Origin of the sequence: Agrobacterium sp. FDAARGOS_525, assembly GCF_003938925.1 — a bacterium.
GTDB classification, from domain to species: domain Bacteria; phylum Pseudomonadota; class Alphaproteobacteria; order Rhizobiales; family Rhizobiaceae; genus Agrobacterium; species Agrobacterium pusense.
In genome coordinates, this window is the sequence record NZ_RKIU01000003.1 from 1,955,140 (window position 1) to 1,978,581 (window position 23,442).

Consider the following 23,442-nt stretch of genomic DNA (forward strand, 5'->3'; position numbering starts at 1 on the left):
AGCGCCGCCCGCTCCATCGCGAGCGGGCGGCGCGCTTGTTGCTATCGCTTCAAACTACCCAAAATCCCGCGCACGATGGCGCGGCCTACCGAAGTCGCGACCGAACGGGCAGCACTTTTCATCGCGGCCTCGATCACCGTTTCGCGCTGGTAGCCGGAACGGCGCGTGCCGCCGTTGCGTGAGCCGCTGGAATTTTGCGCAGGTTCGTCATCACCGAAACCGGGCAGGCGCCAGCGGCCGGAGGCGTTGTCGGACTGGTTTTGGGCATTTTCTTCTTCAGCACGCTTCGCAGCCTCGGCCTCCGCCGCCTTCTGGGCACGGGCGGCAAGAATCTCGAAAGCCGATTCCCGGTCTATATCCTTGTCGTATTGGCCGGAGACGGGGCTGAGATCGATCAGCGATTTGCGTTCCGCATCCGTCAGCGGTCCGACGCGGCCGGATGGTGGCCTGACGAGCGTGCGCTCGACGATGGAGGGCGCACCCTTGTCGTGCAGGGTGGAAATCAGCGCTTCACCCGTGCCGAGCGTGGTGATGGTATCTGCCGTGTTGAAGGCCGGGTTCTGTCGAAACGTATCGGCTGCCGTGCGCACGGCTTTCTGTTCGCGCGGCGTATAGGCGCGCAGCGCATGCTGCACGCGGTTGCCGAGCTGGGCAAGCACGGTCTCCGGCACGTCGAGCGGGTTCTGCGTCACGAAATAAACGCCAACGCCCTTGGAGCGGATGAGGCGCACGACCTGCTCCACACGCTCCACCAACACGCGCGGCGCATCGTTGAACAGCAGATGCGCTTCATCGAAGAAGAACACCAGACGCGGCGTTTCCGGATCGCCGACCTCGGGAAGCTCTTCGAAGAGTTCGGAGAGCATCCAGAGCAGGAAGGTGGCGTAAAGGCGCGGGTTCATCATCAGCTTGTCGGCGGCGAGAACCGAAACCGTGCCGCGCCCATCGGTGCCCACACGCATGATGTCGGCGATCTTCAACGCCGGCTCGCCGAAGAAATTGGCAGCGCCCTGCTGTTCGAGAACCAGCAGCCCGCGCTGCAGCGAACCGACCGAAGCCTTGGAAATCAGGCCGAACTGGTTGGAGAGTTCCGTTGCGTTTTCGCCCATATAGTTGAGGAGCGATTGCAGGTCTTTCAGATCGAGCAGCGGCAGCCCGCCCTGATCGGCGATCTTGAAGGCGATGTTGAGAACGCCTTCCTGCGCCTCGGAAGCATCCATCAGCCGGGCGAGCAGCAGCGGCCCCATTTCGGCGATGGTGGCACGCACGCGATGGCCTTTTTCGCCATAGAGATCCCAGAAGATGACAGGCGATTTGCCGTAGGAAAAATCGGTAAAGCCGATCTGTTCGGCGCGCTTCTGCACCCAGTCCTTCGCTTCGCCTTCGGCTGCGATTCCGGAAAGGTCACCCTTGATATCGGCGCAGAAGACCGGAACGCCGGCCTTCGAAAAACCTTCTGCCAGAACCTGCAACGTCACGGTCTTGCCCGTGCCTGTCGCGCCGGTGATGAGGCCGTGCCGGTTGCCGAATTTCAGTTCCAGATATTCGCCCTTGTTCAGGCTGTCATCCGGATTGCGGCTGGTGCCGATATAGAGCTGTCCGTCCTGCAACATCGACCAATTTCTCCTGCGGCTGAAACACGACCCCTAAAATCGCGGCGGATTTTGCAAAAGTCATGTCCGAATTAAAAGTGTTCCGGCATGATAGGGAGACTCCGGCGGGGAGCAGCCCTTTCATAGTTTGGTTGCGATGATCTTATAAGGACAGTTTCAAGGCGCAACAACTGCTTGATGGCGATGAAGAAAAAGCGCTTGATGAAAGTTGCCGCACCGCTCATGGCCGCTTGAATGCCACATGAGATTGTTTTACGTTGACGTTAACGTCAGTTCGTAGAAGTTGACGTCGTTTTTCAACAGGAGGCAAGAATGAACGAAGTCGTGGATCAGATCGCCGCAAAGGCGGGGATCGACCCTGAACTGGCTGAAAAGGCCATTGGCATGATTCTCGGTTTTCTCCAGCGCGAGGCTGCAGACGGCCCGATCGCGCGGATGATCGAAGCCATTCCCGGCGCGAGCGATCTGGTGGCGCAGTATAATGGCGAAGGTGCCGGCGGCGGCGGTCTGCTTGGTGGCCTGATGAGCGCCATCGGCGGCGGCGGCATCATGGGGCTTGGCCAGCAGCTGATGAGCCAGGGCCTTGGCATGAGCGAGATTTCCACCCTCGCCAAGGAAACCATCGCCGCTGCCCGTCAGCATGCCGGCGATGAAACCGTCGATCAGGTGATCGCCTCGGTCCCGGGCCTCAGCCAGTTCGCCTGAGCCGGACTATTCTATCGCGGGGCGTGGCGGCTGTTCGTTGAACAGGCGCCGCGCCTCTTCTATTTCGGCATGGTGCGTTTCCGCCCATATCCACACCCCGCAAAAAGCGCTGCCCAGCGTGCGGCCAAGGTTCGTCAGGCCATAATCCACATGTGGGGGAATGACGGGATGCACCGTGCGGCGCACCAGCCCGTCGCTTTCCATCTGCCGCAGCGTCTTCGTCAGCATCTTCTGGCTGATATTGCCCACATGTTTGCCAATCTGCGTAAAGCGCAGCGTGCCGTGCTCTTCCAGCACTTCGAGAATGAGCATCGTCCATTTGTCGGCCACCTTGGCAATGATGTCCTGAACCAGCGCCTCTATTGCCGGATCTGTATCCGTGGGTGGCGGAACCTTGCGCCGGTTCTCGATGGCCGGGTCGGCTGCATGCCGCTTCATCTTACACTCTCCATTTGGTAAGTATAAATCTTTTGGGTGCCTACTTTCGATTGGAGAGTATCATAGCTAACTTCCTTTCAGCCAACAAGCAAAGGATGTTCCCATGAAAATCTCTGGCAATACCATTCTCATCACCGGCGGCGGTTCCGGCATCGGTCGTGCTCTGGCGGAGGCCTTTCACAAGGCCGGCAACAGGGTCATCATTTCCGGCCGGCGCCAGGCCGTACTCGACGAGGTGACGGCCGCCAATCCCGGCATGGCCTCGATGGTGATGGATGCGACGGACGCGGCAGGCATCCGCGCTTTCGCAGAGGCTCTGGTAAAGGCCCATCCCACTCTCAACGCCGTCATCAACAATGCCGGCATCATGCGGCCGGAAGACATCGCCGCAGCCCCGGATTATCTGGACACGGCCGAAGAAACCATCGCCACCAATCTTCTTGCACCCATCCGCCTGACGGCGGCGCTTTTGCCGCATTTCCTCAAGCAACCCGCTGCGACGGTGCTGACGGTCTCCTCCGGCCTCGCCTTCGTGCCGATGGTGCTGACCCCCACCTACAGCGCCACCAAATCCGCCATTCATGCCTATTCGGTCGCTCTGCGCGAGCAGCTTGAAGAGACGCCGGTGGAAGTCATCGAAATCGTGCCGCCTTACGTGCAGACGACGCTGATGGGTGAGGGGCAGGCGAAGGATGAAAGAGCCATGCCGCTTGATGCCTTCATTGCCGAGGTCATGGATATCCTCGAAAATCGTCCGGACGAGAAGGAAGTGGTGGTGGAACGCTGCAAGCCGCTGCGGTTTGCCGCGCAGAACGGTAATTTCGATCAGGTCTTCGCCATGATCAACCATATGCATCCTTGAGCGGCAGCGTCTGTCGCATGGGGACATCCTGTGATAGCGTCGCGCTCCTATCTGAGGAGTGCGCGCTTTCATGGCCCAAGGCCGGTTCCTGATGCCGAAAACCAGCATGCCCGGTGTCGTCGCCGTAGTGGCGGATAGCGATCGTTCTTTCCCACGCCATATGCATGATCAATTCGGTATCGGCGTCATCGAACGCGGCGCGCAGAAATCGCTTTCCGGCCGTGGCATGGTGGAAGCGGCCGCCGGTCAGGTCATCACCGTCAATCCCGGCGAGATACATGACGGTATCCCGCTCGGGGAGGGCGGCCGCGCCTGGCGGATGCTCTATCTCGACATCGATATCGTGCGCGATGTCATTGCCGATGTCTGTGAGAAGGATCGCGGCTTTTTCGAATTCGCCTATCCTGTTGATGCAAGGCCTTTGGCGGAGCGGTTCAACGCTGTCTTTTCCGCCGTCACTGCGAAGGAACGACCGGGCGAAACCCTGCACAGCGACGAGACCTTGCTGATGCTTCTGGCGGCTGCGATGGAGACGGCGGCTAAACCGCCCGTGGTGACCTCGCCCGACACCATCAGGCGCGCGAAAAGCAGCATCGATGACGACCCTGCCCACCCGTTCCGCCTTGCCGATCTGGCCGCGGAAGCCGGCATCAGCCAATTCCGTTTCCTGCGCGCCTTCGCAAAAGCAACCGGCCTGACGCCGCACAGCTATCTTCTCCAGCGGCGCGTCCATCTGGCCCGGCACGCGCTGGCCGGAGGTAAGCCGCCGGCCGAGGTTGCCTTCCTTGCCGGTTTTGCCGACCAGAGCCATCTGAACCGGGTTTTCGTGCGCCAGTTCGGGGTGACGCCGGCGGTTTACCGGGCGGCGACGGGCGGCGGATCGTCGCTCTCTTCCGTCATGCCGGACTAGATCCGGCATCCAGCCATGGCGCGTCTGCGCCGTGAAAGAAGTCTTTCGTGGTCAAGGACTTGACCACGCTGGACCCCGGCTCGGGGGCCGGGGTGACGGTGTGCGGATTTGGCCCTGCAATTTCATCCAAGACACCCGCCCCAGTCATCACCATGCTCTCGTCCTTCACCCACAGGACACCGCATCATGACACCCGAATTCCTCATCACATCCTTCATCGTCGCTGCCTCTCCGGGCACCGGCGTGGTTTACACGCTGGCTGCCGGCCTTTCGCAGGGGGCGCGGGCGAGCGTCATTGCGGCCTTCGGCTGCACGCTCGGTATCGTGCCGCATCTGCTCGCCGCCATCACCGGTCTTGCCGCGATCCTGCACACCAGTGCGCTGGCCTTTAGCGTGGTCAAATATCTGGGGGTCGCCTATCTGCTCTACATGGCGTGGAACACGCTGCAGGAGAATGGCGCGCTGAAGATCGATGAGACGAGGCAGCCGCAAAAAGCCGCCCGCGTCATCGGTGAGGCGATCCTCATCAATCTGCTGAACCCGAAACTGTCGATCTTCTTTTTTGCCTTCCTGCCGCAGTTCATCGCGCCGGATGAAGCTTTGCCGACATGGCGCATGGTCGATCTCGGGCTGATCTTCATGGCCATGACGTTTCTGGTCTTTGCGCTTTATGGCTGCTTTGCCGCCTCCGTAAGGCGTCAGGTGATATCACGCCCAGCGGTCCTCGCCTGGCTGAGACGCAGCTTCGCCGCCGCATTCGTGGCGCTGGGGGCGAAGCTGGCCTTGACCGAGCGATAAGGGGGGACCAAACGGCCCCGTCGTCTCAGTTGTCCCAGTCGGGCGCGAGGTGGCCGGGGCTGACAATGCGGCCATTCGGCTTTGCCAGTGCATGGATTGCCCGCATTTCTTCTTCCGAGAGCGCAAAATCGAAAATATCGAAATTCTCCTTGAGGCGGCTTTCCGTCGCCGTCTTGGAAAGCGCCACGATATCCGGCTGTTGCACCGCCCAGCGAAGGGTTACCTGCGCGGCGGTTTTGCCATGCCTCGCGCCGATATCCTTCAGAACAGGGTCGTTCGGCACCTTGCCGTCGGCCATCAGGTAATAGGCTGTCACCGACATGCCGTGCTTGCGCGCAGCCGCAATCACCTTCGTCTGGTCGAGATAGGGGTGATATTCGATCTGGTTGGTGGCAAGCGGCGTGTCGGACAGTTTCACCGCCTCGTCGGTCAGCGCCACGTTAAAGTTGGAAATGCCGATATTGCGCGCCTTTCCGGCCTTGCGCACCGCGTTCAGCGCGCCCATGCGCTCGGCAAGCGGCACATCGCTCTTTGGCCAGTGCAGCAGCAAAAGGTCGACATAGTCGGTCTTCAGCTTTGCAAGACTCTCATCGACGGAAGCGAGAAAATCGTCGTGGCGATAGCGGTCCACCCAGACCTTTGTGGTCAGGAATATATCGTGCCGGGAAATGCCCGACTTGGCGATGACTTCGCCCACGGCCCCTTCGTTTTTGTAGATCTGCGCGGTATCGACATGGCGGAAACCGAGCTTCAGCGCCTCCGGCAGAATGCGCCTGACATCGTCTTCCGGAATGCGGAAGGTGCCGAAACCGAGGGCGGGAATGTTCGCGCCATTTGCGCTGACGTCATACATGGAATGTCTCTCCTGTTTGCTGAAACATGGCCGGCGCGGACGCCGGGGGGCAGGGAAGCCGTCTTTCATTAACTGGTATCCGCACGATCGGTTTCAACCCGGCGACGCCAGTCACATCAGCACGTAATCCACCGGACGCGGATCGGCCGGCAGGTCGGTATCGCCGATCGCCTCGCGCAGATTGATCTCGATTGTGGTGGCAAGGGCATTGATCGGCAGCGCGTTGAGGCCGGTGCCGAAGGGGTCCTCCAGCTCGTCGGACAGCGCATCGAGGCCGAAAAACGTATAGGCGATCAACGTACTCGTGAAAGGCGTCGCCCAGCCGAGCAGATCGGTGAAACCGAACGGCAGGAGAAGGCAGAAAAGATGCGCGGTCCGGTGCAGCAGCAGCGAATAACCGAAAGGAACCGGCGTGTGGCGAATGCGCTCGCACGAAGCCTGTGCGGCGCCCATCTGATGCACGGTCGCATCCAGCATCTGCAACTGTATATCGCTGATCTGGCCTTTGCCATGAGCGGAGACGATGGCGCCGGAGATTTCGCGCAGCAGCATGTCCGGCCTGTTGCGGCTGCGGGCATAGGTCTGCGAAAGGTCCTCCGGAATGAGGTCGGTGGTGACCGTCGCATTCGCCGGACGCAGATGTGAGACCAGCGCGTGACAGAAGGCGATGACAAGATCGGTGATCCGTTTGCGGGTGACGGGATCGGCCACATCCTGCCGGCCTTCCAGCATCAAGGTCTGGCGCGAGAGCGTGCGGGCCACGGTAATCAGCGCGCCCCACTGCTTGCGGGCTTCCCACCAGCGATCGTAACAGGCATTGGCGCGAAAACCGAGAAACACCGAAAGCGCGATGCCGAGCAGCGAGAACGGCGCTCCATTTAGCGCCTGCACCAGATCCGGGCGATCCTTGTGCGCCCAGACCACCAGCGTCGACAGCAGGAAAACCGCAAGCACCTGCGGAAAGATGCGGACGATGATGGAGCCGCGCACGATGAGGAACAGCTGCAGCAGGTTCGGTTTTGGACGAACGATCATGGTGGAAACTCGAAATGCCTGTGGCGGGTGGGGGCGCGTGAAAATGCCCGACCCTATCTACATGCTGGCTACGCGGCCTTGTCCACCCTTTTTTGCGTGGTTGCGCACGGCCGCTGGCAGCGCTACGCGTCTATCGCGGGCATCGTCAATAGATGATCCGACCGTGCGGGGTGGAAGGAAATGTCGCGTGTCACGTTCACAACGGCTTCTTGATCTGTTGCAGATTCTTCGTTCCCACCGCATGCCGGTGAGTGGTGCAGCCCTTGCCGCGAAGACCGGCGTCAGCCTGCGCACGCTTTACCGTGATATAGCAACGCTTCAGGCGCAGGGCGCCGATATCGAGGGCGAAGCGGGCGTGGGTTATGTGCTGCGTCCCGGTTTCCTGCTGCCGCCGTTGATGTTTTCCCAGCACGAAATCGAGGCGCTGGTGCTCGGCTCGCGCTGGGTGGCGGGCCGCGCCGATGCCGGACTGGCGGAGGCTGCGCGCGCCGCACTCGTCAAGATCGCCGCCGTTCTGCCCAAAGCCCTGCGGGAGGAACTCGATCACTCCACCCTGCTTGTCGGTCCGGGGCAGGGGCTTGCGGCCATCCATGTCGATCTGGCGGCCATTCGCGATACGATTCGCAGGGAAAGCAGGGTCGTCATCACCTATCGCGACGAAAAGGGGGACGTGACGGAGCGGGTCATCTGGCCTTTCGCACTCGCTTTTTTCGATCTGGTGCGGGTGGTGCTGGGCTGGTGCGAGACACGGCAGGACTACCGCAGTTTCCGGGCTGACCGCATCGAAAGCTTTCGTCCCCTCGACGGCCGTTATTCGCGCCGCCGCCAGGTGCTGCTGAAAGAATGGCGCGAACGGGAAAAACAGCGGCGGCGGCAACATGCTGACAAAAACTGACAGCATCGGGGTCTAGAAACCGTTCATCCGCAACACAGGAGAACAACCATGACCCACCCCGATTTCACCATTCTTTACGTCGATAATCCGCCGGCCAGCACCGAGTTCTACAAGGCCCTGCTGGGCGTCGATCCCGTCGAAGCCTCCCCGACATTTTCCCTCTTCGTCCTTGCCAACGGCATGAAGCTCGGCCTCTGGTCGCGGCACACGGTGGAACCGAAGGCATCCGTTACGGGCGGCGGCGTCGAACTCGCCTTCCGCGTCGAAAACGACCTTCAGGTGGAAGAGACTTTCGCGAGCTGGAAGGCAAGAGGCGTCGCCATGCTGCAGCAGCCAGCGAAAATGGAGTTCGGTTATACCTTCACGGCCGCCGACCCGGACAGCCATCGCCTCCGGGTCTATGCCTTCGCGAGCTGATGACAAGCGGCTTGGCCGGGTTGGTCAAATAAAGCCATCCTCGTCCATGAACGCGGTATTCCGCACGCTCCTGCTCCGCACTCTCCTCATCCCTGTGCTTGTCACAGGAATCCAGTCGACGCGCGTCTGCGCGGCGGGGAGAGCCCTGTCAGCCCAAGGACTTGGGCTGGCTGGATTCCTGGGACAGGCACAGGAATGAGGGCGATGGGGAGGCGTCCGCGTGTGACAATCGCACGTCGCATCTGATGCCCTACGTCTTGACCGCCACGACAAAAAGGCGGGGAAACCGCAGAAGCAACCGACCATCCGCCATCGGCGGATAGGCCTCCCTGATACGCCGCGTATAGTCGGCGAGAAAGGCTTCGCGGTTCTCCTCGCCGGCGGCGGCGAGATAGGGGCGCAGCCCCGTGCCTTTCACCCATTCGACAATGCTGTCCGCATCTTTCATCGGGTGATTATAGATCGTGTGCCACACATCCACCCGCACGGATTTCGGTGAAAGCGCGTTGAAATAATCCGAAGGTGCGGGCAGGGGTTTGCGCCGCAACCGGCCATCGGAGAAAGTCTGCTTCCATGGGCCTTCGTCACCTGTCTCATGCATCGCGATATGCGTCGGCTCCTGCAGATTGTCAGGCATCTGCACGGCCAGAACGCCGCCGCTTTCCAGCTGGTCCATCAGTTGCGAAAGAATGGCGAGATGATCCGGCACCCACTGGAAAACGGCATTGGCGTAAAGCAGGTCCGCCTTCTGCGCCGGTTTCCAATGCGCGAGGTCGGCCTTGCCGAATCGGGTGGTCGGCAGCCGGTCTGCTGCCTTCGCCAGCATATCATCATCGCTATCAATACCGGTGATGACATTGACGCCGTAACGGTCGGTCAGAAGCTCGGTGGAATTGCCGGGACCGCAACCGAGGTCATAGCCGTTCAGCACCCGCTCCAGCGGCACCTGGGCCAGGAGATCCCGCGCCGGGCGCGTCCGCTCGTCTTCGAATTTCAGATATTGCTGTGCGGACCATGCCATGATTTTTCTCCTGCGGACTGCCGTCAGATCGTCAGCATCGCATGGGCGAAATCGCCCCGCCATCATTCAATCGATGAATTATTGTGATGAATCTATTCACCAACCTTTTGTTTCGCCTCATAAAACATCCCGGCGGGGCCGCTGCTTTGTTATTTTCCATCAAAATCAGAAATCGCGGCAATTAAAACTTGACCTCATTGAGGGAGAGGCATTCACTCCGGCCGATTTCCCGCACATGCCCGGTTGCGCGCGCACAGCGTTCCTCATCCGGCAATGCATCAGAACAAAAAGACGGAGCGTTTTTTACCGAACGGAAACGCTCGAGACAGGAGACCATCATGAGCGTCGATACCGCACCCCGATCAACCACCTGGACCTATGTTGACGGTCAATGGCTGCCTGGCAATCCGCCGCTCATCGGGCCAACCTCGCATGCCATGTGGCTGGCCTCTACGGTATTCGATGGTGCACGCTGGTTCGATGGCGTCGCGCCTGATCTTGATCTGCACTGCCAGCGCGTCAATCGCTCTGCCGTCAACATGGGCATGAAGCCGACCATGACCGCCGAGGAAATCGAGGCCCTGGCGCTCGAAGGCGTGAAGAAATTCGACGGCAAGATGGCGATCTACATCAAGCCGATGTACTGGGCCGAACACGGCATGCCCGGCAGCGTCGTTGCACCGGATGCCAGTTCCACCCGGTTTGCGCTCTGCCTTTTCGAAGCGCCGATGGACGCCGGCAAGCCGCTGACGCTCACCGTCTCGCCGCTGCGCCGCCCTTCGCCGGAAACGGCAATGACGGACGCGAAGGCAGGCAGCCTTTATCCGAATAGCGGCCGCGCGATTCTGGAAGCGCGCTCACGCGGTTTCGACAACGCCCTGATGCGGGACATGAACGGAAATGTCGCGGAGTCAGCCTCCGCCAACATCTTCATGGTCAAGGACGGCGTCGTTCTCACGCCGGTCCCGAACCGTACCTTCCTTGCCGGCATCACCCGTTCACGCGTGATCGGTCTTCTGCGCCAGGCCGGTTTTGACGTGCGGGAAGCGACGCTTTCGGTTGAGGATTTCCGTGAGGCCGACGAAATCTTCTGCTCCGGCAACTATTCCAAGGTTTCGCCTGTCGTGAAGCTCGACGACCGCGAGCTGCAGGCCGGCCCGGTCGCCCGCAAGGCGCTTGATCTTTACATGGAATGGGCACGTCTCGGCGCAGACGTCTGAATTCTGCATCTATTCGCGTGAAACGGCCATGACAGACATTCGGTCGGTCATGGCCATTTTTTTGCGATGCAAAAAAAACCCTGAAAACAGGGGGTAATTTAATCCAATTTTAGAAAACAGAATTGTAGCTTGCGACATCTTCACTTCCGGGCAGCGGGGGCCGCCAGATGTCTTTCAGCATTCGAAATGTACTTGTTGGTTTTTTTCTCACTATCAGCCTTGCACTTGCCGGTTTGGTCGGCAACGAAGCCTGGCGCTCGGTCAATCGTGCCAGCGCCTTTTCTGAGGTTGCGCAGCTTGTCGCGCTCGACAAGCTTCTCTTCAACGCGCTTCTGAATTTCCGCAGTGAGCGCGGCGACAGCGCCACCGCGCTCACTGTCGATCCTTCGAAATCGGCGGGCAGCGTCGCCAGCGTGCAGGCGGCGCGTCAGAAGGTGGATGCCGCCATGACGGCCTTTATCGCGCAGTCTCCGTCGATTGCAGATGCGAAGCTCCAGGGGCCGCTCAAGCGCGTGAGCGATGTCTACGCACAGTTCGTCGACCTGCGAAAGAAGGTGGACGCCAATATTTCCCAGCCGCTTGATCGGCGCGAAAACGGCCTCGACAAGACCGTGATGACGCTGGGCGCCGATTTCCTTGCGTCTCTCGAAGCCGGCTCGACTGCGTTGGAAGGCGCCGTCCGTTCGCTGGATCAGGGCCAGACAGGCCTCATTCAGCTGCGATCCTACGGCTGGTCCGCCCGCGCGCTTGGTGGCAGCGCCACCGTTGTCCTCAACGCTGCTGTGGCGCAGAACCGTCCTCTTACCGCCCAGGAAATGCAGCAGCTCGGCGCCTTCGATGCCGGCGCGGCTTTCGCGTGGAAAGCAACGGGCGATCTCGTGGCGCATGAATCGGCGCCGCAATCGCTCAAGGACATCTACGCCACTGCGGACAAGACCTATTTCAAGGGCGATTTCAACGCCCAGCGAACCAAGCTCATCGAAGACCTGAACAATGGCCGCACGCCGTCCTTTACCATGGATAGCTGGCGCACTACCGTCACGGAAAATCTCGGCACGATTGCCAAGATCGCTTCTGCCGCCATGGACGTGCTGGATGCCAACGCCGAGAAGGCGAAACAGGAAGCCTTCACCGATGCGGTGATCTTTCTCGCGGTCTTCGTGGTCACGCTCGCCCTCTGCATTGTCTCGCTTGCCGTCATCGTCGGCCGCGTCACCCGGCCGATCAGCCGGCTGACCAATGCCATGATGGCACTGTCGGGTGGCAATCTCGCAATCGATATCGCTGGCGCAAAACGCGGTGACGAGATCGGCGAGATGGCCCGGGCCGTGGAAGTTTTCCGTGAGGCCGCCATCCGCAATCGGCAGCTGGAGGCGGATGCCGTCGCAAACCGGGAACAGGCCGAACGCGACCGCATCGAGCTGCAGCAGCGTGCCGAGGCCGAAGCCGAAGCACGGCTCAACCAGGCGACGGGTTCGCTGGCAGGCGGCCTGCGCCGCCTCGCCTCGGGCGATATGCTCTGCGAGATCGCCACGCCATTCGCGCCGCAATTCGAGGCGCTACGGCACGATTTCAACAGCTCCGTGCACCAGCTTCGCGAAGCGCTGACCAGCGTCGGCCAGTCCGTGCAGACGGTGAATGGCGGCGCACACGAGGTGTCGTCGGCATCCGACGATCTTTCCCGCCGCACCGAACAGCAGGCCGCCTCCCTGGAAGAGACAGCCGCCGCGCTGGAAGAGATCACCGCCAACGTGTCCGCCACGTCCAAACGCGCCGGCGAAGCGCGCGACACGGTACGGGAAGCGCGGACGAAGGCCGATCTTTCCGGCAAGGTGGTGCGCGATGCCGTTGCCGCCATGGAACGCATCGAACATTCCTCGCGTCAGATCGGTCAGATCATCGGCGTGATCGATGAGATCGCCTTCCAGACCAACCTTCTGGCGCTGAATGCCGGCGTTGAAGCGGCGAGGGCGGGCGATGCCGGCAAGGGCTTTGCCGTCGTTGCACAGGAGGTGCGCGAACTGGCGCAGCGCTCCGCCAATGCGGCCAAGGAAATCAAGCAGCTCATCAATACGTCAGCCGTTGCGGTGGGCGAAGGCGTGAAGCTGGTGGCCGATACCGGCGTCGGGCTTTCCGAGATCGAGCAGCTGGTGCTCTCCGTCAACAGCCACATGGACGCCATCGCGACCGCAGCACAGGAACAGTCTGCCGGCCTTTCCGAGGTCAACACCGCCGTCAACCACATGGATCAGGCCACGCAGCAGAATGCCGCCATGGTCGAGGAAATGAATGCGGCCGGTGCGGGGCTCGCACAGGAATGCGCCAACCTCCAGGCGCTGCTGGCGCAGTTCCAGCTCGGCCACCAGACCTCGGCCCTGCGGGAGACGGCGCGGCAGATGCAGCGCGCTGCAAGCCCGGCCCCTGCGCCGGTCACCTCCGCCCCGAAAGCCCGCCCGATCGCTGCACGCGGCAATGCGGCACTGGCCGTGAAGGGTGACGACTGGACGGAGTTCTGAGAACGAAACTCGTGGACTGAATGTGTGGGTGGAGGCTTGGTTATGGGCTCCGTCACCCCGGACTGGATCCGGGGTCCAGCGCGATCAAGTCCTTGATCGCGAAAAACTCTCTTCACGGCGCAGACGCGCCGTGGCTGGATGCCGGATCCAGTCCGGCATGACGGATGAGAGAGTACGGTTCCATGTCGTCAACAGGTCGAAGCCGGCCCTCGCAACCGGCGCGGACTTCACCTTTTCCGCACGTCCGGCAGTGCTGCGGCAAGCGCCCGCAGCGGCGCAGTCATGTGTTTGTCGCGCCGCATCGCGAGAGCGATCCGGCGTTCGAGCGGCGGATTGAGTGAGCGCCATTGCAGCCCCGATGGAGTGGCGTCCTGTTCCACTGCCATGCGTGGAACGATGGCAAGGCCAAGCCCGGCGCCTGCAAGTTTCTTGATGGCTTCCACGCTGCCGAGTTCCATCGTCGGCTGCACGGCACGACCGCTTGCAGCGAACCATTGATCCACCAGCCTGCGCGTATTGCCGCCCTCGTAGAGCAACAGCGGCTTGGTCGAGAGCACATCTGCGGTGAGCGGCCCTGTGTCCGCGATCATATCTTTCGGGAAGACGGCGACCAGCTCATCGAAATGGATATCGCTGATATCGAGGCTGCGGCCGCTGGCGGGCAGGGCCACCACGGCGGCGTCGATCGTGTTGGCCTCCAGAAGCCGCAGGATATCGTGGGTATTGCCCGTCTGCACCACGATCTCGATGCCGGGCATGGCTGCGCGAATACGCCCCAGAACCGGCGGCAGGAGATAGATGCAGGCGGTGGCGCCTGTGCCGATGCGCAGGCGTCCCGTCACCCCGCTGCGATGCGGCGCGACCGTATCGATGGCGTGCGCCACCTCTTCTGCAATCCGCCTTGCATGAATGAGGAAGTCGCGGCCCGCCGCCGTCGGCTGGGCGCGCCTGCCCACCCTCTCGATCAGCCGCACGCCCAGCTGTTTTTCAAGCAGCCTTATGTGCAGGCTGATGGCCGGCTGCGTCACTCCGGCCTTGTCGGCGGCGGCGGAAAAGCTGCCGAGATCGGCCACATCCATGAAACTTCGCACTTGCCGAAGGTCGAGATCCATCATCAAAGAAAACCTTATCGTTTGTATAAGTCAGATAATCTTTATTTTGGCTGCGCCGCAATGCACAATGACGGCGTGAATGATCCGCAGGACAAGAGAATGACCCTTTCCACCGTTTCCAGCCTTCTGATCCGCCCCTGTGAAGAGGCGGATATCCCAGCCATTACCGAAATTTACCGGGACGCCGTTTTGCATGGCCGCGCCAGCTTCGAGATCGATCCGCCAACGGCGGAAACGATGGCTGAGCGCCGCCGCCTTCTGGTGGAGGGCAATTTCCCCTATCTCGTCGCTGAGCGTGACGGCAAGGTGGCGGGATATGCCTATGCCGGGGCTTATCGCGCCCGCCCGGCCTATGGCGCGACGGTTGAGGATTCCGTTTACATCGACCCTTCGATGAAAGGCATGGGTATTGGCCGCAAGCTGCTCGACGCGCTCATCAAGGAGGCGACCGTGCGCGGCTTCCGGCAGATGATCGCCGTCATCGGCGACAGCGCAAATGCGGCTTCGGTCGGCGTACATCGCGCCGCCGGTTTCGAGCACGTCGGAACCTTCAAATCCATCGGCTGGAAACACGGTCAATGGCTGGACACGGTGCTGATGCAGCGCGCACTGGGCGAAGGCGATACCACGCCGCGTTTCTGACCCGCGTCAGGGCTTGGTGGAGCCGGGAATTTCCACCTTCAGCGTATCGCCGGCAAGTTCGCTGCCGAGTTCCACGGCCTTTGTCTTCTTGTCATAGACGCAGATATGGCTGACCGTCACATCCGCGCCCTTTGCCCTGCCGGTCAGGATGGCAAGACCGTAATTCTCGCTGCCAACGGGATCGACGACCGCCTTGGAGTCGTCGATCATGTCTCCGGCTGCGGCAAGACAGGCAGTCTGCACATCAGCCACGAATTCCTTCCACGCATCGTCCGAAGATGCGGACACAGGCAGGACAGCCGACGAGACGGCAACAAGAAGGGCGGCTGTGTGGATCATCGGGCGTATCATGGAATTTCCTTCCTGCAATCTCGATCAAAAGCGAACCGATAGGGTGGAAAACGGTACGCCAGCGATGTGAAACAAATATGGTGGCGGCCGGCGCGAGAGGAATTTTCTCTTTTGGCGGAACATTTTGATAATTCACAGGTTGCCCAAACAGAGCTTCGCTCCTATGGTCCGCTCACACGGTTTCTAGGAGCGGTAACGCGCTGCAAAAAGGAGTAAAAACCATGGCCTTCGAACTTCCCGAACTCCCCTACGACTACGACGCGCTTGCACCTTACATGTCGCGCGAGACGCTCGAGTTCCATCACGACAAGCACCACAAGGCGTATGTCGACAACGGCAACAAGCTTGCAGCTGAAGCCGGTCTTTCCGACCTGTCGCTCGAAGAAGTCGTGAAGAAGTCCTTTGGCACCAATGCCGGTCTCTTCAACAATGCGGCCCAGCACTACAACCACGTTCATTTCTGGAAGTGGATGAAGAAGGGCGGCGGCGGCAACAAGCTGCCGGGCAAGCTCGAGCAAGCAATTGCCTCCGATCTCGGCGGTTACGACAAGTTCAAGGCCGATTTCATCGCAGCCGGCACCACGCAGTTCGGCTCCGGCTGGGCGTGGCTGTCCGTCAAGAACGGCAAGCTCGAAATCTCCAAGACCCCGAACGGCGAAAACCCGCTGGTTCACGGTGCAGAACCGATCCTCGGCGTCGACGTATGGGAACACTCCTACTACATCGACTACCGCAACCTGCGTCCGAAGTACCTCGAAGCCTTCGTCGATAACCTCATCAACTGGGACTACGTCCTGGAGCGTTACGAAGCTGCTGCCAAGTAAGGCTTGCGACAAGCGTGGTTGCTGATCGAGGCAGCCACCTCTTGCGCGACGTCATCCTCGGCCTTGTGCCGAGGATCCGCGGATGTTCCCTGAAACGGGATGTCAGCAGATGCGCCGGGACAGGCCCGAGCATGGCGACGGAAAGCTTGCGGAACCACCTATTGAACACCCGGCTCTCAGGCCGGGTGTTTTGCTTTGGAGCATATTCTGCTCCTGTCACAAGCCTGTCATCCGCCGGGTTTATCGCGGCGCATCATGACTGAAAAAACAACTCCTCTCTTCTCCTTCGGCATAGTCGCCGATCCCCAATATGCCGATATCGATCCGCGTCCCGAGATGGGCCGTCATTATCGCGAAAGTCCCAAAAAGCTCGCGGAGGCGGTGGATGCCTTCAATCGCGAAGATCTGGCCTTCGTCGTGACGCTGGGCGACATCATCGATCGCGGTTTTGAAAATTTCGATGCGATTCTTGCCGTTTACGACCGGCTTCGCCACCGCTCGCTCCTGCTGCCGGGCAATCACGATTTCGCCGTCGCCGCCGAGCATTTGCCTGGCGTCCACGCCCGCCTCGGCATGGCCGCCGCCTGGCGTGATTTTACCGTCGGCGGCATTCGCTTCGCCGTGCTTGATGGCAACGACGTCAGCCTTTTCGCCCCACCGGTTGGGGATCCGCGTCGCACCCTTGCTGCCGAGCGGCTGAAGCGCCTCTCGGAAGTAGGCGCAATCAACGCGCAGGACTGGAACGCCTCGCTTGGCGACAAGCAGCTCGACTGGCTGCGGGCGGTTCTGCAAAAGGCGGATGCGGCGGGCGAAAGAGTCATCGTGCTGTGCCACTACCCTGTCTATCCGGAAAACGCCCATAACATGTGGGACGCACCGCGCATCCTTGATCTTCTCAACGCCCATCCTTGCGCCATCGCATGGTTCAACGGCCATAACCATGAGGGCAATTACGGCGTATCGGGCAATACACATTTCGTGAATTTCAAGGGCATGGTCGACACGCCAGACCAGAACACCTTCGCTATCGCCGATGTCTTTGCCGACCGAATCGCCATTCGCGGTTTCGGGCGGGAGGAGGATCGCCTCTTACGGCTGTGAGTAAGGGATGGCCGGCTGGTTGCTCTGCCAGCCGGCCATCCACAATTGCCGCAGCTTCTCGCCTTCGAGCTTAAAGAAGCTGCCGGTCGCCTGGCAGCTCTGCACCCGGTCCGAGCGGAAATTACGGATCGCCTGCCGCAGCTCGCACCAGGCGACAATATTCACTGTTTCGGAATAGTAGATCACCGCGATTGGCCGAACCCGCCGCCGCGTTTCCGCGCCGGCTTCATCGCGATAGATGATTTCCAGCGTCTCCTCGTCGCGCACCGCACGCCTGACCGTCGAGAGATCAAGTCCTGCCGGTGCCGGCGCGATGCTGCCCCAGGCGTGGAGGGCATTGGCGGAAAGGGTCTTTGACAGCGGTTCGGGCAGAGACGCGGCAATCTTGTCGCTCGCCTTCTTCGCGGCCCGGCGCAATTCCATATCGCCGGTGCGGTCGACCATGGCGAGCGCCAGCACGATTGCCTCGGTTTCCTCGATGGAAAACATCAGTGGCGGCAGGTTGAAACCGGGCCGGAGAATATACCCCACGCCGCGTTCCCCTGCGATGGGCACACGCATGGTCTGAAGCGCTGCCATATCGCGATAGACCGAGCGCACTGTTATCTCCAGCATGTCGGCAATCGTCTGCGCGGTCACCGGGCGGCGCGCCAGCCGCAAAATCTGGATGATCTCGAACAGTCTTGAGGTCTTGCGCATTGCCGTCTTCCCGATGGATTTTCCCACGCAACTGACACAACGCTGTCAGTTGGCGTTCCCTATAAATGGAAAAATACATTGAGAAACATGGGGTTTCTCGAATGCACCTCTATCCGGTATGAAAGATACTGACATGACTTATGCCGAAAATCTCTGGCTTTTCTTTGTTGTCCTCTTCGGCATCATCATCCTGCCGGGCATGGACATGCTCTTCGTGCTGGCAAGCGCGCTGACAGGTGGCAGGAGAACCGGCCTTTCCGCCGCCGTCGGCATGAGCGCCGGCGGCATCGTGCATTCGCTGTATGGCGCGCTGGGTGTCGGCATGCTTGCCGCATGGATGCCGTCGCTGTTCCTGCCGCTGCTTGTCGTCGGCGCGGCTTACATGGTTTGGATCGGTATCGGCCTGGTGCGCAGTGCGATTGTCGTGAACGGCGATGAGGCTGAGGCAAGCGCTTCGGTTAAAAAGGCATTCTGGCGGGCGGTGTTGACCTGCCTGTCAAACCCGAAGGCCTACCTGTTCATGATGGCCGTCTACCCACAGTTTCTCAAACCCGCCTATGGACCGATCTGGATGCAGGGGCTGGTGATGGGTGCGATGGTGGCGGTAACGCAGTTCACCGTTTATGGCGCGCTGGCGCTGACGGCGGATAGAAGCCGGGCATGGCTCGTTTCCTCTCCCGCCGCCACGATCTTCATCGGCCGCATCGCCGGTTTCATGCTGATTGCCGCAGCACTTCTCACATTGTGGGAAGCCTTGTCTTAGGCTTCTGTTTTCACGATGGAATTCACCGCAATGTGACTTCTTTTCGCCATGTGGAAAGGGCATCCTCGCGCCGTTCCATCAAGCGTCCGGCGCCCGCCGGAATCAAGGAGAGAGTGTATGAAACTGAAAACAATCGCAGCGGCCACGCTGTTCGGCTGTCTTTGCGCCGGAGCGGTCTATGCTGCCGGCGAAGTCGAAAAACGTGAAGGCATGATGAAGCAGATCGGTGGCTCCATGGGAGCGCTCGCCGCCATCTCCAAGGGCCAGAAGCCTTTCGACGCCGAAGCCGTCAAGGCCGCCGTGACGACCATCAGCACCAATGCCAAGGCTTTCCCCGACCAGTTCCCCGCCGGCACCGAGACCGGCAGCGCGGCAGCGCCCGCGATCTGGGAAAACTTCGATGACTTCAAGGCCAAGTCCGCCAAGCTCGGCGCAGATGCGGATAAGATTCTCGCCAATCTCCCCACCGATCAGGCGGGTGTAACCACCGCCATGCAGACGTTGGGCGCCGATTGCGGCACCTGCCACCAGACCTATCGCCTGAAGAAATAATCGAACGAGTTTGAAACGCCGCTCCCGGGCGGCGTTTTTCCGTCACGAAAGACACCTGACCTTGTCAGGGGAGAATGGGGAGAGGGGCATGTCTTCCATTTGGACGAAGCTTGTGGGCGGGATCGTGGTCGCGGCCGTTGCGGGCTACGGGATTTTCGCCTGGGTGACCGCGCCGCAGCGTCAGGCGCCCAGCCATTGGGTGAGCCTCGGTGAGCCGGATCTCGCCAATGGCGAGACGCTGTTCTGGGCGGGCGGCTGCGCAAGCTGTCATGCCGCGCCGGATGCTAATGGTGAAGCGCTGTTGACGCTTTCAGGCGGGCAGGCACTGAAAAGCCCCTTCGGCACCTTTCATGTTCCAAATATTTCGTCTGATCCGCAGCACGGCATCGGCGGCTGGACGCTGGCGGAATTTGGCGATGCCATGACGCGTGGTGTGGGAAAGAACGGCGAACATCTCTATCCCTCCTTCCCCTATGCCTCTTATGCCCGGATGACGCAGAAGGACATCAATGACCTCTTCGGTTATCTGAAGGCCCTGCCGGCGAGCCAGAACGATGCGCCCGACCACGATCTGCCGTTCCCCTTCAACATGCGCATGGCGCTCGGCGGCTGGAAGTTCCTGTATTTCGACCCTTCGGCACCGCCGCGCGTCGAGCTGGCCAATGCCAATGCCGAACTTCTGCGTGGCCAATATCTGGTGGAAGGTCCGGGCCATTGCGGCGAATGCCACACGCCGCGCAATGCGCTCGGTGGCTTCCTAAAGGGCAAGTGGCTGGCCGGCGGCCCCAATCCGGAAGGCGAAGGCCGCATTCCGGACATTACCCCCGGCTCGCAAAGCATCGGAAGCTGGGCCGAGGCCGATATTTCGAGCTATCTCGAAACCGGCTTCACCCCGGAATTCGACAGTGTCGGCGGTTCCATGGTGAAGGTGCAGCAGAACATGGCGCATCTGACAGCCGAGGACCGCGACGCGATCGCCGCCTATCTGAAGGCGATCCCGGCGCGCTGAGGGTTCCGTTGGCATGCGTGCCCATTGACTCCCGTCCCCACGCGGCGGATAACAACCCTGTGATGGTTCCTTCCGGGCGTTGAGGAAGGTGAAAAGGGAACACGATAGGGAGAAATCCTCATTCGTGGCTGCCCCCGCAACTGTGAGCGGAGAGCCTGAAACGAAATGCCACTGGCAGACCCTTCGACCGAACCGGCGTTTCCGGTTGAGGCGAGGTGATGCCGGGAAGGTGTTTCAGGTTTTGACCCGTAAGCCAGGAGACCTGCCATCACGGAAATGTCCATGCCGGCGGGGTGTCCGGAAGAGCGGAATGTCAGGGTGGCAAGATCGATGCCCCCTGTCTCAGTCTCGTATCCCCGTGGTGAAGTGTATCGCAGGCGGTCGCATGGCTTTGCCGTTCGACCGCATCCAGAGGCGCGGGGTCGCGCCGGAGAGGGGTCACCATGTCCATCCACCAGAATACGGCCAATTCAGCCGTTTCAGCAAAAACGGGCAGCTTCGCGCAATCGCTGACGGCGATCGTGCTTGGCCTGTTCGTTGTCGGTTTTGTCGGTTTCTCGCATGTGGAAGCCGTTCACAATGCCGCCCATGACACGCGTCATGCCAATGCCTTCCCCTGCCATTGAGGGGAATGTCATGTCGTCTTTTCGCAATATCGTCTTTACCGCCGTTCTCGTCGGCATCCTCGGCGGCTTAGCCGTTTCAGCCATGCAGGCCTTCGGCACCACGCCGCTCATCCTTCAGGCAGAGACCTATGAGGGCGCGGGCGGTGAAGCTGCCCACAGCCACGAGGCCACGGCACCCGGTGCTGTGGCTCCCGCCCACGAGCACAATGAAGAGGCCTGGGCTCCGGCCGATGGTTTCGAACGCACTGCCTATACGGTTGCCGCCAATGTCCTGACCGCGATCGGTTATGCGCTGGTGCTGACCGGACTGATTTCGCTGCGCGGCACCAATGGCGGCTGGCGTGAGGGGCTTTTGTGGGGCGTTGCCGGATTTGCCGCCGTCATGCTCGCCCCGATGATCGGTCTGCCGCCGGAACTGCCGGGCAGCCCCGCCGCAGCACTTGAGGCACGGCAGATCTGGTGGCTCGCAACCGTTGCCGCAACAGCCGGCGGCATCGCGCTGATCGCCTTCCGTCGCGAACCCTGGGCCATCGTCCTGGCGCTGGTGCTGATCGTCGCGCCGCATGTGGTGGGTGCGCCCCTGCCGCCGGAAGGCGAACATGCACTGGCACCGCTGCCGCTGGAGCGTCAGTTCATCGTCGCCGCTACGGTTACGAGCTTCGTCTTCTGGGCTTTGCTCGGAACATTGAGCACGTTTTTCCTCAACCGCTTCCAGTCGGCCTGAATCATGGAGGACGCAGCGGATTGGAGTGAGGAACTCGATGCGCTGCGTTTTGCAGTTCCCGGTCACGGCGCTTACTGCGCCGTGCATCGTCTCGCCTTCAAGGCGGTACTGGGCCCGAGCCCGGCGGATGAGGCGGCTCTTGCCTTTTTCCAACACCATCAGGCCGCCTTTGTGGCGGCGGCACTCGCCAAGATCAAACGTGCAAATTTACCCGCCGGCCGCAGCCTGCATCTGAACAGCCGCGATATTCGCCGGGCGATTGCCGGGGAGGGCGGCGATCACACAGCACGTGTGTGCCGGGTGCTGGATCAGCGATAATCATCGCTGTTCTCACCTCCGTCATCCCGGCCCTGAGCCGAAATCCATCCAGCCCAAGTCCTTGGGCTGAAAGAAGTCATCTCGCCGCGCAGATGCGCGTCGGCTGGATTCCGGCTCAAGGCCGGAATGACGGGGAGTAGGGGAGTGCAAACAACCGAGGCGGCTATGCCTCAGCGATGCTCCGCCGCAAAAACCTGAAGTTCGGCCTCGGCTTCCGGACCAAAGAGGCCGAGGCTTTTCAGAATTTCCACCGCGAAACTGACCGGCGCGCTGCCGGCCGCGGTAATGATGCCGCCATCGTTGACCGCTTTCGGCTGGTCGCGGTAAAGCGTCTCGCCGCCATAGGCCAAATAGGCCCTGTGCGAAGCCAGCGAATTGCCGGTATGGGCAACGGCGTTCAGAACGCCCGTGCCTGCCAGCGCACTTGCCGCCGCGCAGATGCCGGCCACCAGTCGGTTCTTCTCGCGAAACCGGCGCACCAGTTCGCCGAGATCGGCAGCTGTTCCCTTTTCCCAGCTCAGACCTCCGGGAATGACGAGCGCATCGATGTCAACGGCATCGAGCGCGTCACAGGATGTATCCGGCGTCACCTTCAGCCCGCCCATCGAGGTTACCGGCCGTCCGTCCGGCGTGGCATAGACGATTTCGACACCGAGATAGCTGCGCGCCGCGGCGGCAAGCAGCGCCGGCTCCCAGTCAGCAAAATCCTGGGCGAGCGCAATGGCGATCCGTGTCATGGTCGTCTCCGTGTTTTTTAATCAGGCGATGGACTGCATATAGCGCATGCCGGTCACCGGGCGAGGCGCGAAATCCATGTTTTCGTAGAAACGATGCGCCGCCACATTGCCGGTCGTGGCACTGACGGAAAGATAGTCGCAGCCGAGACGCTTGGCGATATCGCGGGCCCGGGAAACCAGATGCTGGCCGGTGCCATGGCCACGATGGCCGTCACGCACGAAGAGATGATGCAGTTCGAGCCCGCGGCGGCCCTCCTGCGCCCTGTAGAGCGGCAGAAGCAGGGCGTAACCGATCAACGCGCCATCGGCCTCGGCCACGAGACCATGCACCCAGGGCAGCGGGCCGAACAGGTCGCGCTCCAGTTTCGCCGGCGTGATCGCCGCCGCATCGCCGTGGTAGGAGGCCAGCAGCGTGATCATCTCGTTGAGTTCGGGCAGATCCGTCTTGCGCGCGCCACGGATGATGACGACGGGCGGTCTTTCCAGTGTCAGGGAGCTATCTTCGGTCATTTTTCGGTCCTTTGGTCTTATCGGTGCCGTCAGGACGTTTGAAAACAACAAAGCCGCCTGACGGCGGCTTGTTGACAATATGATCTGTCGAGCCGCCCTTAGAGGAAGGCCCAAAAATACGAGCAGGAGATGGGTGCGCGTTCGTTGATCATGGAAAATGAAATGCGCCCGAATCCGCCATCTGTCAAGCG

General features: G+C 61.1%; 27 protein-coding genes and 1 riboswitch. Of the genes, 17 read left to right on the top strand and 10 right to left on the bottom strand.

The features are described from left to right. Positions 1-41 precede the first annotated feature (41 nt). Positions 42-1,613, bottom strand: a complete 1,572-nt coding sequence (locus tag EGT36_RS10885) for a helicase HerA-like C-terminal domain-containing protein (protein ID WP_037091681.1) — start codon at positions 1,611-1,613, stop codon at positions 42-44. 312 nt (positions 1,614-1,925) lie between these two features. Here EGT36_RS10885 and EGT36_RS10890 point away from each other — a divergent pair, with 312 nt between their 5' ends. Continuing rightward, on the top strand, positions 1,926-2,318 hold the full coding sequence (locus EGT36_RS10890; RefSeq protein ID WP_004440538.1) for a hypothetical protein: 393 nt from the start codon (positions 1,926-1,928) through the stop codon (positions 2,316-2,318). 6 nt (positions 2,319-2,324) lie between these two features. Here EGT36_RS10890 and EGT36_RS10895 read toward each other — a convergent pair whose 3' ends face one another. Further along, complete coding sequence (locus EGT36_RS10895; protein ID WP_125270392.1) at positions 2,325-2,756, bottom strand: winged helix-turn-helix transcriptional regulator; 432 nt, start codon at positions 2,754-2,756, stop codon at positions 2,325-2,327. Positions 2,757-2,859: 103 nt separating this feature from the next. Here EGT36_RS10895 and EGT36_RS10900 point away from each other — a divergent pair, with 103 nt between their 5' ends. The 3 genes from EGT36_RS10900 (at position 2,860) to EGT36_RS10910 (ending at position 5,326) form a co-directional block, all read left to right on the top strand. Then, positions 2,860-3,618, top strand: coding sequence for an SDR family oxidoreductase (locus EGT36_RS10900; protein ID WP_037091677.1), 759 nt, complete (start codon positions 2,860-2,862; stop codon positions 3,616-3,618). A 70-nt stretch (positions 3,619-3,688) separates the two neighbouring features. Beyond that, a complete protein-coding gene (locus EGT36_RS10905) occupies positions 3,689-4,528 on the top strand; it encodes a helix-turn-helix transcriptional regulator (RefSeq protein ID WP_037091675.1) in 840 nt (279 codons plus the stop codon). 186 nt (positions 4,529-4,714) lie between these two features. Further along, a complete protein-coding gene (locus EGT36_RS10910) occupies positions 4,715-5,326 on the top strand; it encodes a LysE family translocator (RefSeq protein ID WP_125270394.1) in 612 nt (203 codons plus the stop codon). A 25-nt stretch (positions 5,327-5,351) separates the two neighbouring features. Here EGT36_RS10910 and EGT36_RS10915 read toward each other — a convergent pair whose 3' ends face one another. Continuing rightward, a complete protein-coding gene (locus EGT36_RS10915) occupies positions 5,352-6,179 on the bottom strand; it encodes an aldo/keto reductase (RefSeq protein WP_037091670.1) in 828 nt (275 codons plus the stop codon). A gap of 111 nt (positions 6,180-6,290) precedes the next feature. Then, positions 6,291-7,214: a bestrophin family protein gene (locus EGT36_RS10920; RefSeq protein ID WP_125270396.1), complete on the bottom strand. Its 924-nt coding sequence runs from the start codon at positions 7,212-7,214 to the stop codon at positions 6,291-6,293. Between the two features lie 187 nt (positions 7,215-7,401). On the opposite strand from EGT36_RS10920, the gene EGT36_RS10925 reads away from it, so the two are divergent. Continuing rightward, complete coding sequence (locus EGT36_RS10925; protein ID WP_037091665.1) at positions 7,402-8,109, top strand: helix-turn-helix transcriptional regulator; 708 nt, start codon at positions 7,402-7,404, stop codon at positions 8,107-8,109. Between the two features lie 48 nt (positions 8,110-8,157). Beyond that, positions 8,158-8,526, top strand: coding sequence for a VOC family protein (locus tag EGT36_RS10930; RefSeq protein WP_004440552.1), 369 nt, complete (start codon positions 8,158-8,160; stop codon positions 8,524-8,526). 250 nt (positions 8,527-8,776) lie between these two features. On the opposite strand, the gene tam is transcribed toward EGT36_RS10930, so the two are convergent. Next, the gene (gene tam, locus EGT36_RS10940; protein WP_004440553.1) at positions 8,777-9,547 is read right to left on the bottom strand and encodes a trans-aconitate 2-methyltransferase; all 771 of its coding nucleotides are present in this window, start codon (positions 9,545-9,547) and stop codon (positions 8,777-8,779) included. Positions 9,548-9,885: 338 nt separating this feature from the next. On the opposite strand from tam, the gene EGT36_RS10945 reads away from it, so the two are divergent. Together EGT36_RS10945 and EGT36_RS10950 are read left to right on the top strand one after the other, a co-directional pair. Next, complete coding sequence (locus EGT36_RS10945; protein ID WP_004440555.1) at positions 9,886-10,767, top strand: branched-chain amino acid aminotransferase; 882 nt, start codon at positions 9,886-9,888, stop codon at positions 10,765-10,767. Positions 10,768-10,934: 167 nt separating this feature from the next. Then, positions 10,935-13,283, top strand: a complete 2,349-nt coding sequence (locus EGT36_RS10950) for a methyl-accepting chemotaxis protein (protein ID WP_034495901.1) — start codon at positions 10,935-10,937, stop codon at positions 13,281-13,283. A 227-nt stretch (positions 13,284-13,510) separates the two neighbouring features. Here the strand turns inward: EGT36_RS10950 and EGT36_RS10955 are convergent, their stop codons facing one another. After that, positions 13,511-14,398 (bottom strand): LysR family transcriptional regulator, encoded by an 888-nt coding sequence (locus tag EGT36_RS10955; protein ID WP_037091662.1) that lies wholly within the window; start codon positions 14,396-14,398, stop codon positions 13,511-13,513. 96 nt (positions 14,399-14,494) lie between these two features. Here EGT36_RS10955 and EGT36_RS10960 point away from each other — a divergent pair, with 96 nt between their 5' ends. Continuing rightward, positions 14,495-15,037 (top strand): GNAT family N-acetyltransferase, encoded by a 543-nt coding sequence (locus EGT36_RS10960; protein WP_022555811.1) that lies wholly within the window; start codon positions 14,495-14,497, stop codon positions 15,035-15,037. A 6-nt stretch (positions 15,038-15,043) separates the two neighbouring features. On the opposite strand, the gene EGT36_RS10965 is transcribed toward EGT36_RS10960, so the two are convergent. Further along, positions 15,044-15,388 (bottom strand): hypothetical protein, encoded by a 345-nt coding sequence (locus EGT36_RS10965; RefSeq protein WP_037091660.1) that lies wholly within the window; start codon positions 15,386-15,388, stop codon positions 15,044-15,046. Positions 15,389-15,609: 221 nt separating this feature from the next. Here EGT36_RS10965 and EGT36_RS10970 point away from each other — a divergent pair, with 221 nt between their 5' ends. Together EGT36_RS10970 and EGT36_RS10975 are read left to right on the top strand one after the other, a co-directional pair. Then, on the top strand, positions 15,610-16,212 hold the full coding sequence (locus tag EGT36_RS10970; protein ID WP_006700042.1) for a superoxide dismutase: 603 nt from the start codon (positions 15,610-15,612) through the stop codon (positions 16,210-16,212). A gap of 255 nt (positions 16,213-16,467) precedes the next feature. Beyond that, the gene (locus EGT36_RS10975; RefSeq protein WP_037091726.1) at positions 16,468-17,313 is read left to right on the top strand and encodes a metallophosphoesterase; all 846 of its coding nucleotides are present in this window, start codon (positions 16,468-16,470) and stop codon (positions 17,311-17,313) included. Here EGT36_RS10975 and EGT36_RS10980 read toward each other — a convergent pair. Then, positions 17,302-18,012, bottom strand: a complete 711-nt coding sequence (locus EGT36_RS10980; RefSeq protein ID WP_125270398.1) for a helix-turn-helix transcriptional regulator — start codon at positions 18,010-18,012, stop codon at positions 17,302-17,304. The genes EGT36_RS10975 and EGT36_RS10980 overlap by 12 nt on opposite strands. 133 nt (positions 18,013-18,145) lie before the next feature. On the opposite strand from EGT36_RS10980, the gene EGT36_RS10985 reads away from it, so the two are divergent. The 6 genes from EGT36_RS10985 to EGT36_RS11010 all read left to right on the top strand — a co-directional run bounded on the left by EGT36_RS10985 (position 18,146) and on the right by EGT36_RS11010 (position 22,004). Beyond that, on the top strand, positions 18,146-18,775 hold the full coding sequence (locus EGT36_RS10985; RefSeq protein WP_037091724.1) for a LysE family translocator: 630 nt from the start codon (positions 18,146-18,148) through the stop codon (positions 18,773-18,775). 117 nt (positions 18,776-18,892) lie between these two features. Continuing rightward, positions 18,893-19,327, top strand: coding sequence for a c-type cytochrome (locus EGT36_RS10990; protein ID WP_004440570.1), 435 nt, complete (start codon positions 18,893-18,895; stop codon positions 19,325-19,327). An 88-nt stretch (positions 19,328-19,415) separates the two neighbouring features. Next, positions 19,416-20,336, top strand: coding sequence for a c-type cytochrome (locus EGT36_RS10995; protein ID WP_037091658.1), 921 nt, complete (start codon positions 19,416-19,418; stop codon positions 20,334-20,336). A 46-nt stretch (positions 20,337-20,382) separates the two neighbouring features. Beyond that, a riboswitch (cobalamin riboswitch) is annotated at positions 20,383-20,620 on the top strand. Between the two features lie 159 nt (positions 20,621-20,779). Further along, a complete protein-coding gene (locus EGT36_RS11000; protein ID WP_004440573.1) occupies positions 20,780-20,962 on the top strand; it encodes a CbtB domain-containing protein in 183 nt (60 codons plus the stop codon). A 10-nt stretch (positions 20,963-20,972) separates the two neighbouring features. Then, a complete protein-coding gene (locus tag EGT36_RS11005; RefSeq protein ID WP_037091653.1) occupies positions 20,973-21,686 on the top strand; it encodes a CbtA family protein in 714 nt (237 codons plus the stop codon). Positions 21,687-21,689: 3 nt separating this feature from the next. Next, the gene (locus EGT36_RS11010; protein WP_037091650.1) at positions 21,690-22,004 is read left to right on the top strand and encodes a hypothetical protein; all 315 of its coding nucleotides are present in this window, start codon (positions 21,690-21,692) and stop codon (positions 22,002-22,004) included. A 170-nt stretch (positions 22,005-22,174) separates the two neighbouring features. On the opposite strand, the gene EGT36_RS11015 is transcribed toward EGT36_RS11010, so the two are convergent. Both EGT36_RS11015 and EGT36_RS11020 read right to left on the bottom strand, forming a co-directional pair. Beyond that, complete coding sequence (locus EGT36_RS11015) at positions 22,175-22,741, bottom strand: type 1 glutamine amidotransferase family protein (RefSeq protein ID WP_125270400.1); 567 nt, start codon at positions 22,739-22,741, stop codon at positions 22,175-22,177. 21 nt (positions 22,742-22,762) lie between these two features. Continuing rightward, positions 22,763-23,251 (bottom strand): GNAT family N-acetyltransferase, encoded by a 489-nt coding sequence (locus EGT36_RS11020; protein WP_003509304.1) that lies wholly within the window; start codon positions 23,249-23,251, stop codon positions 22,763-22,765. Positions 23,252-23,442: the final 191 nt, after the last annotated feature.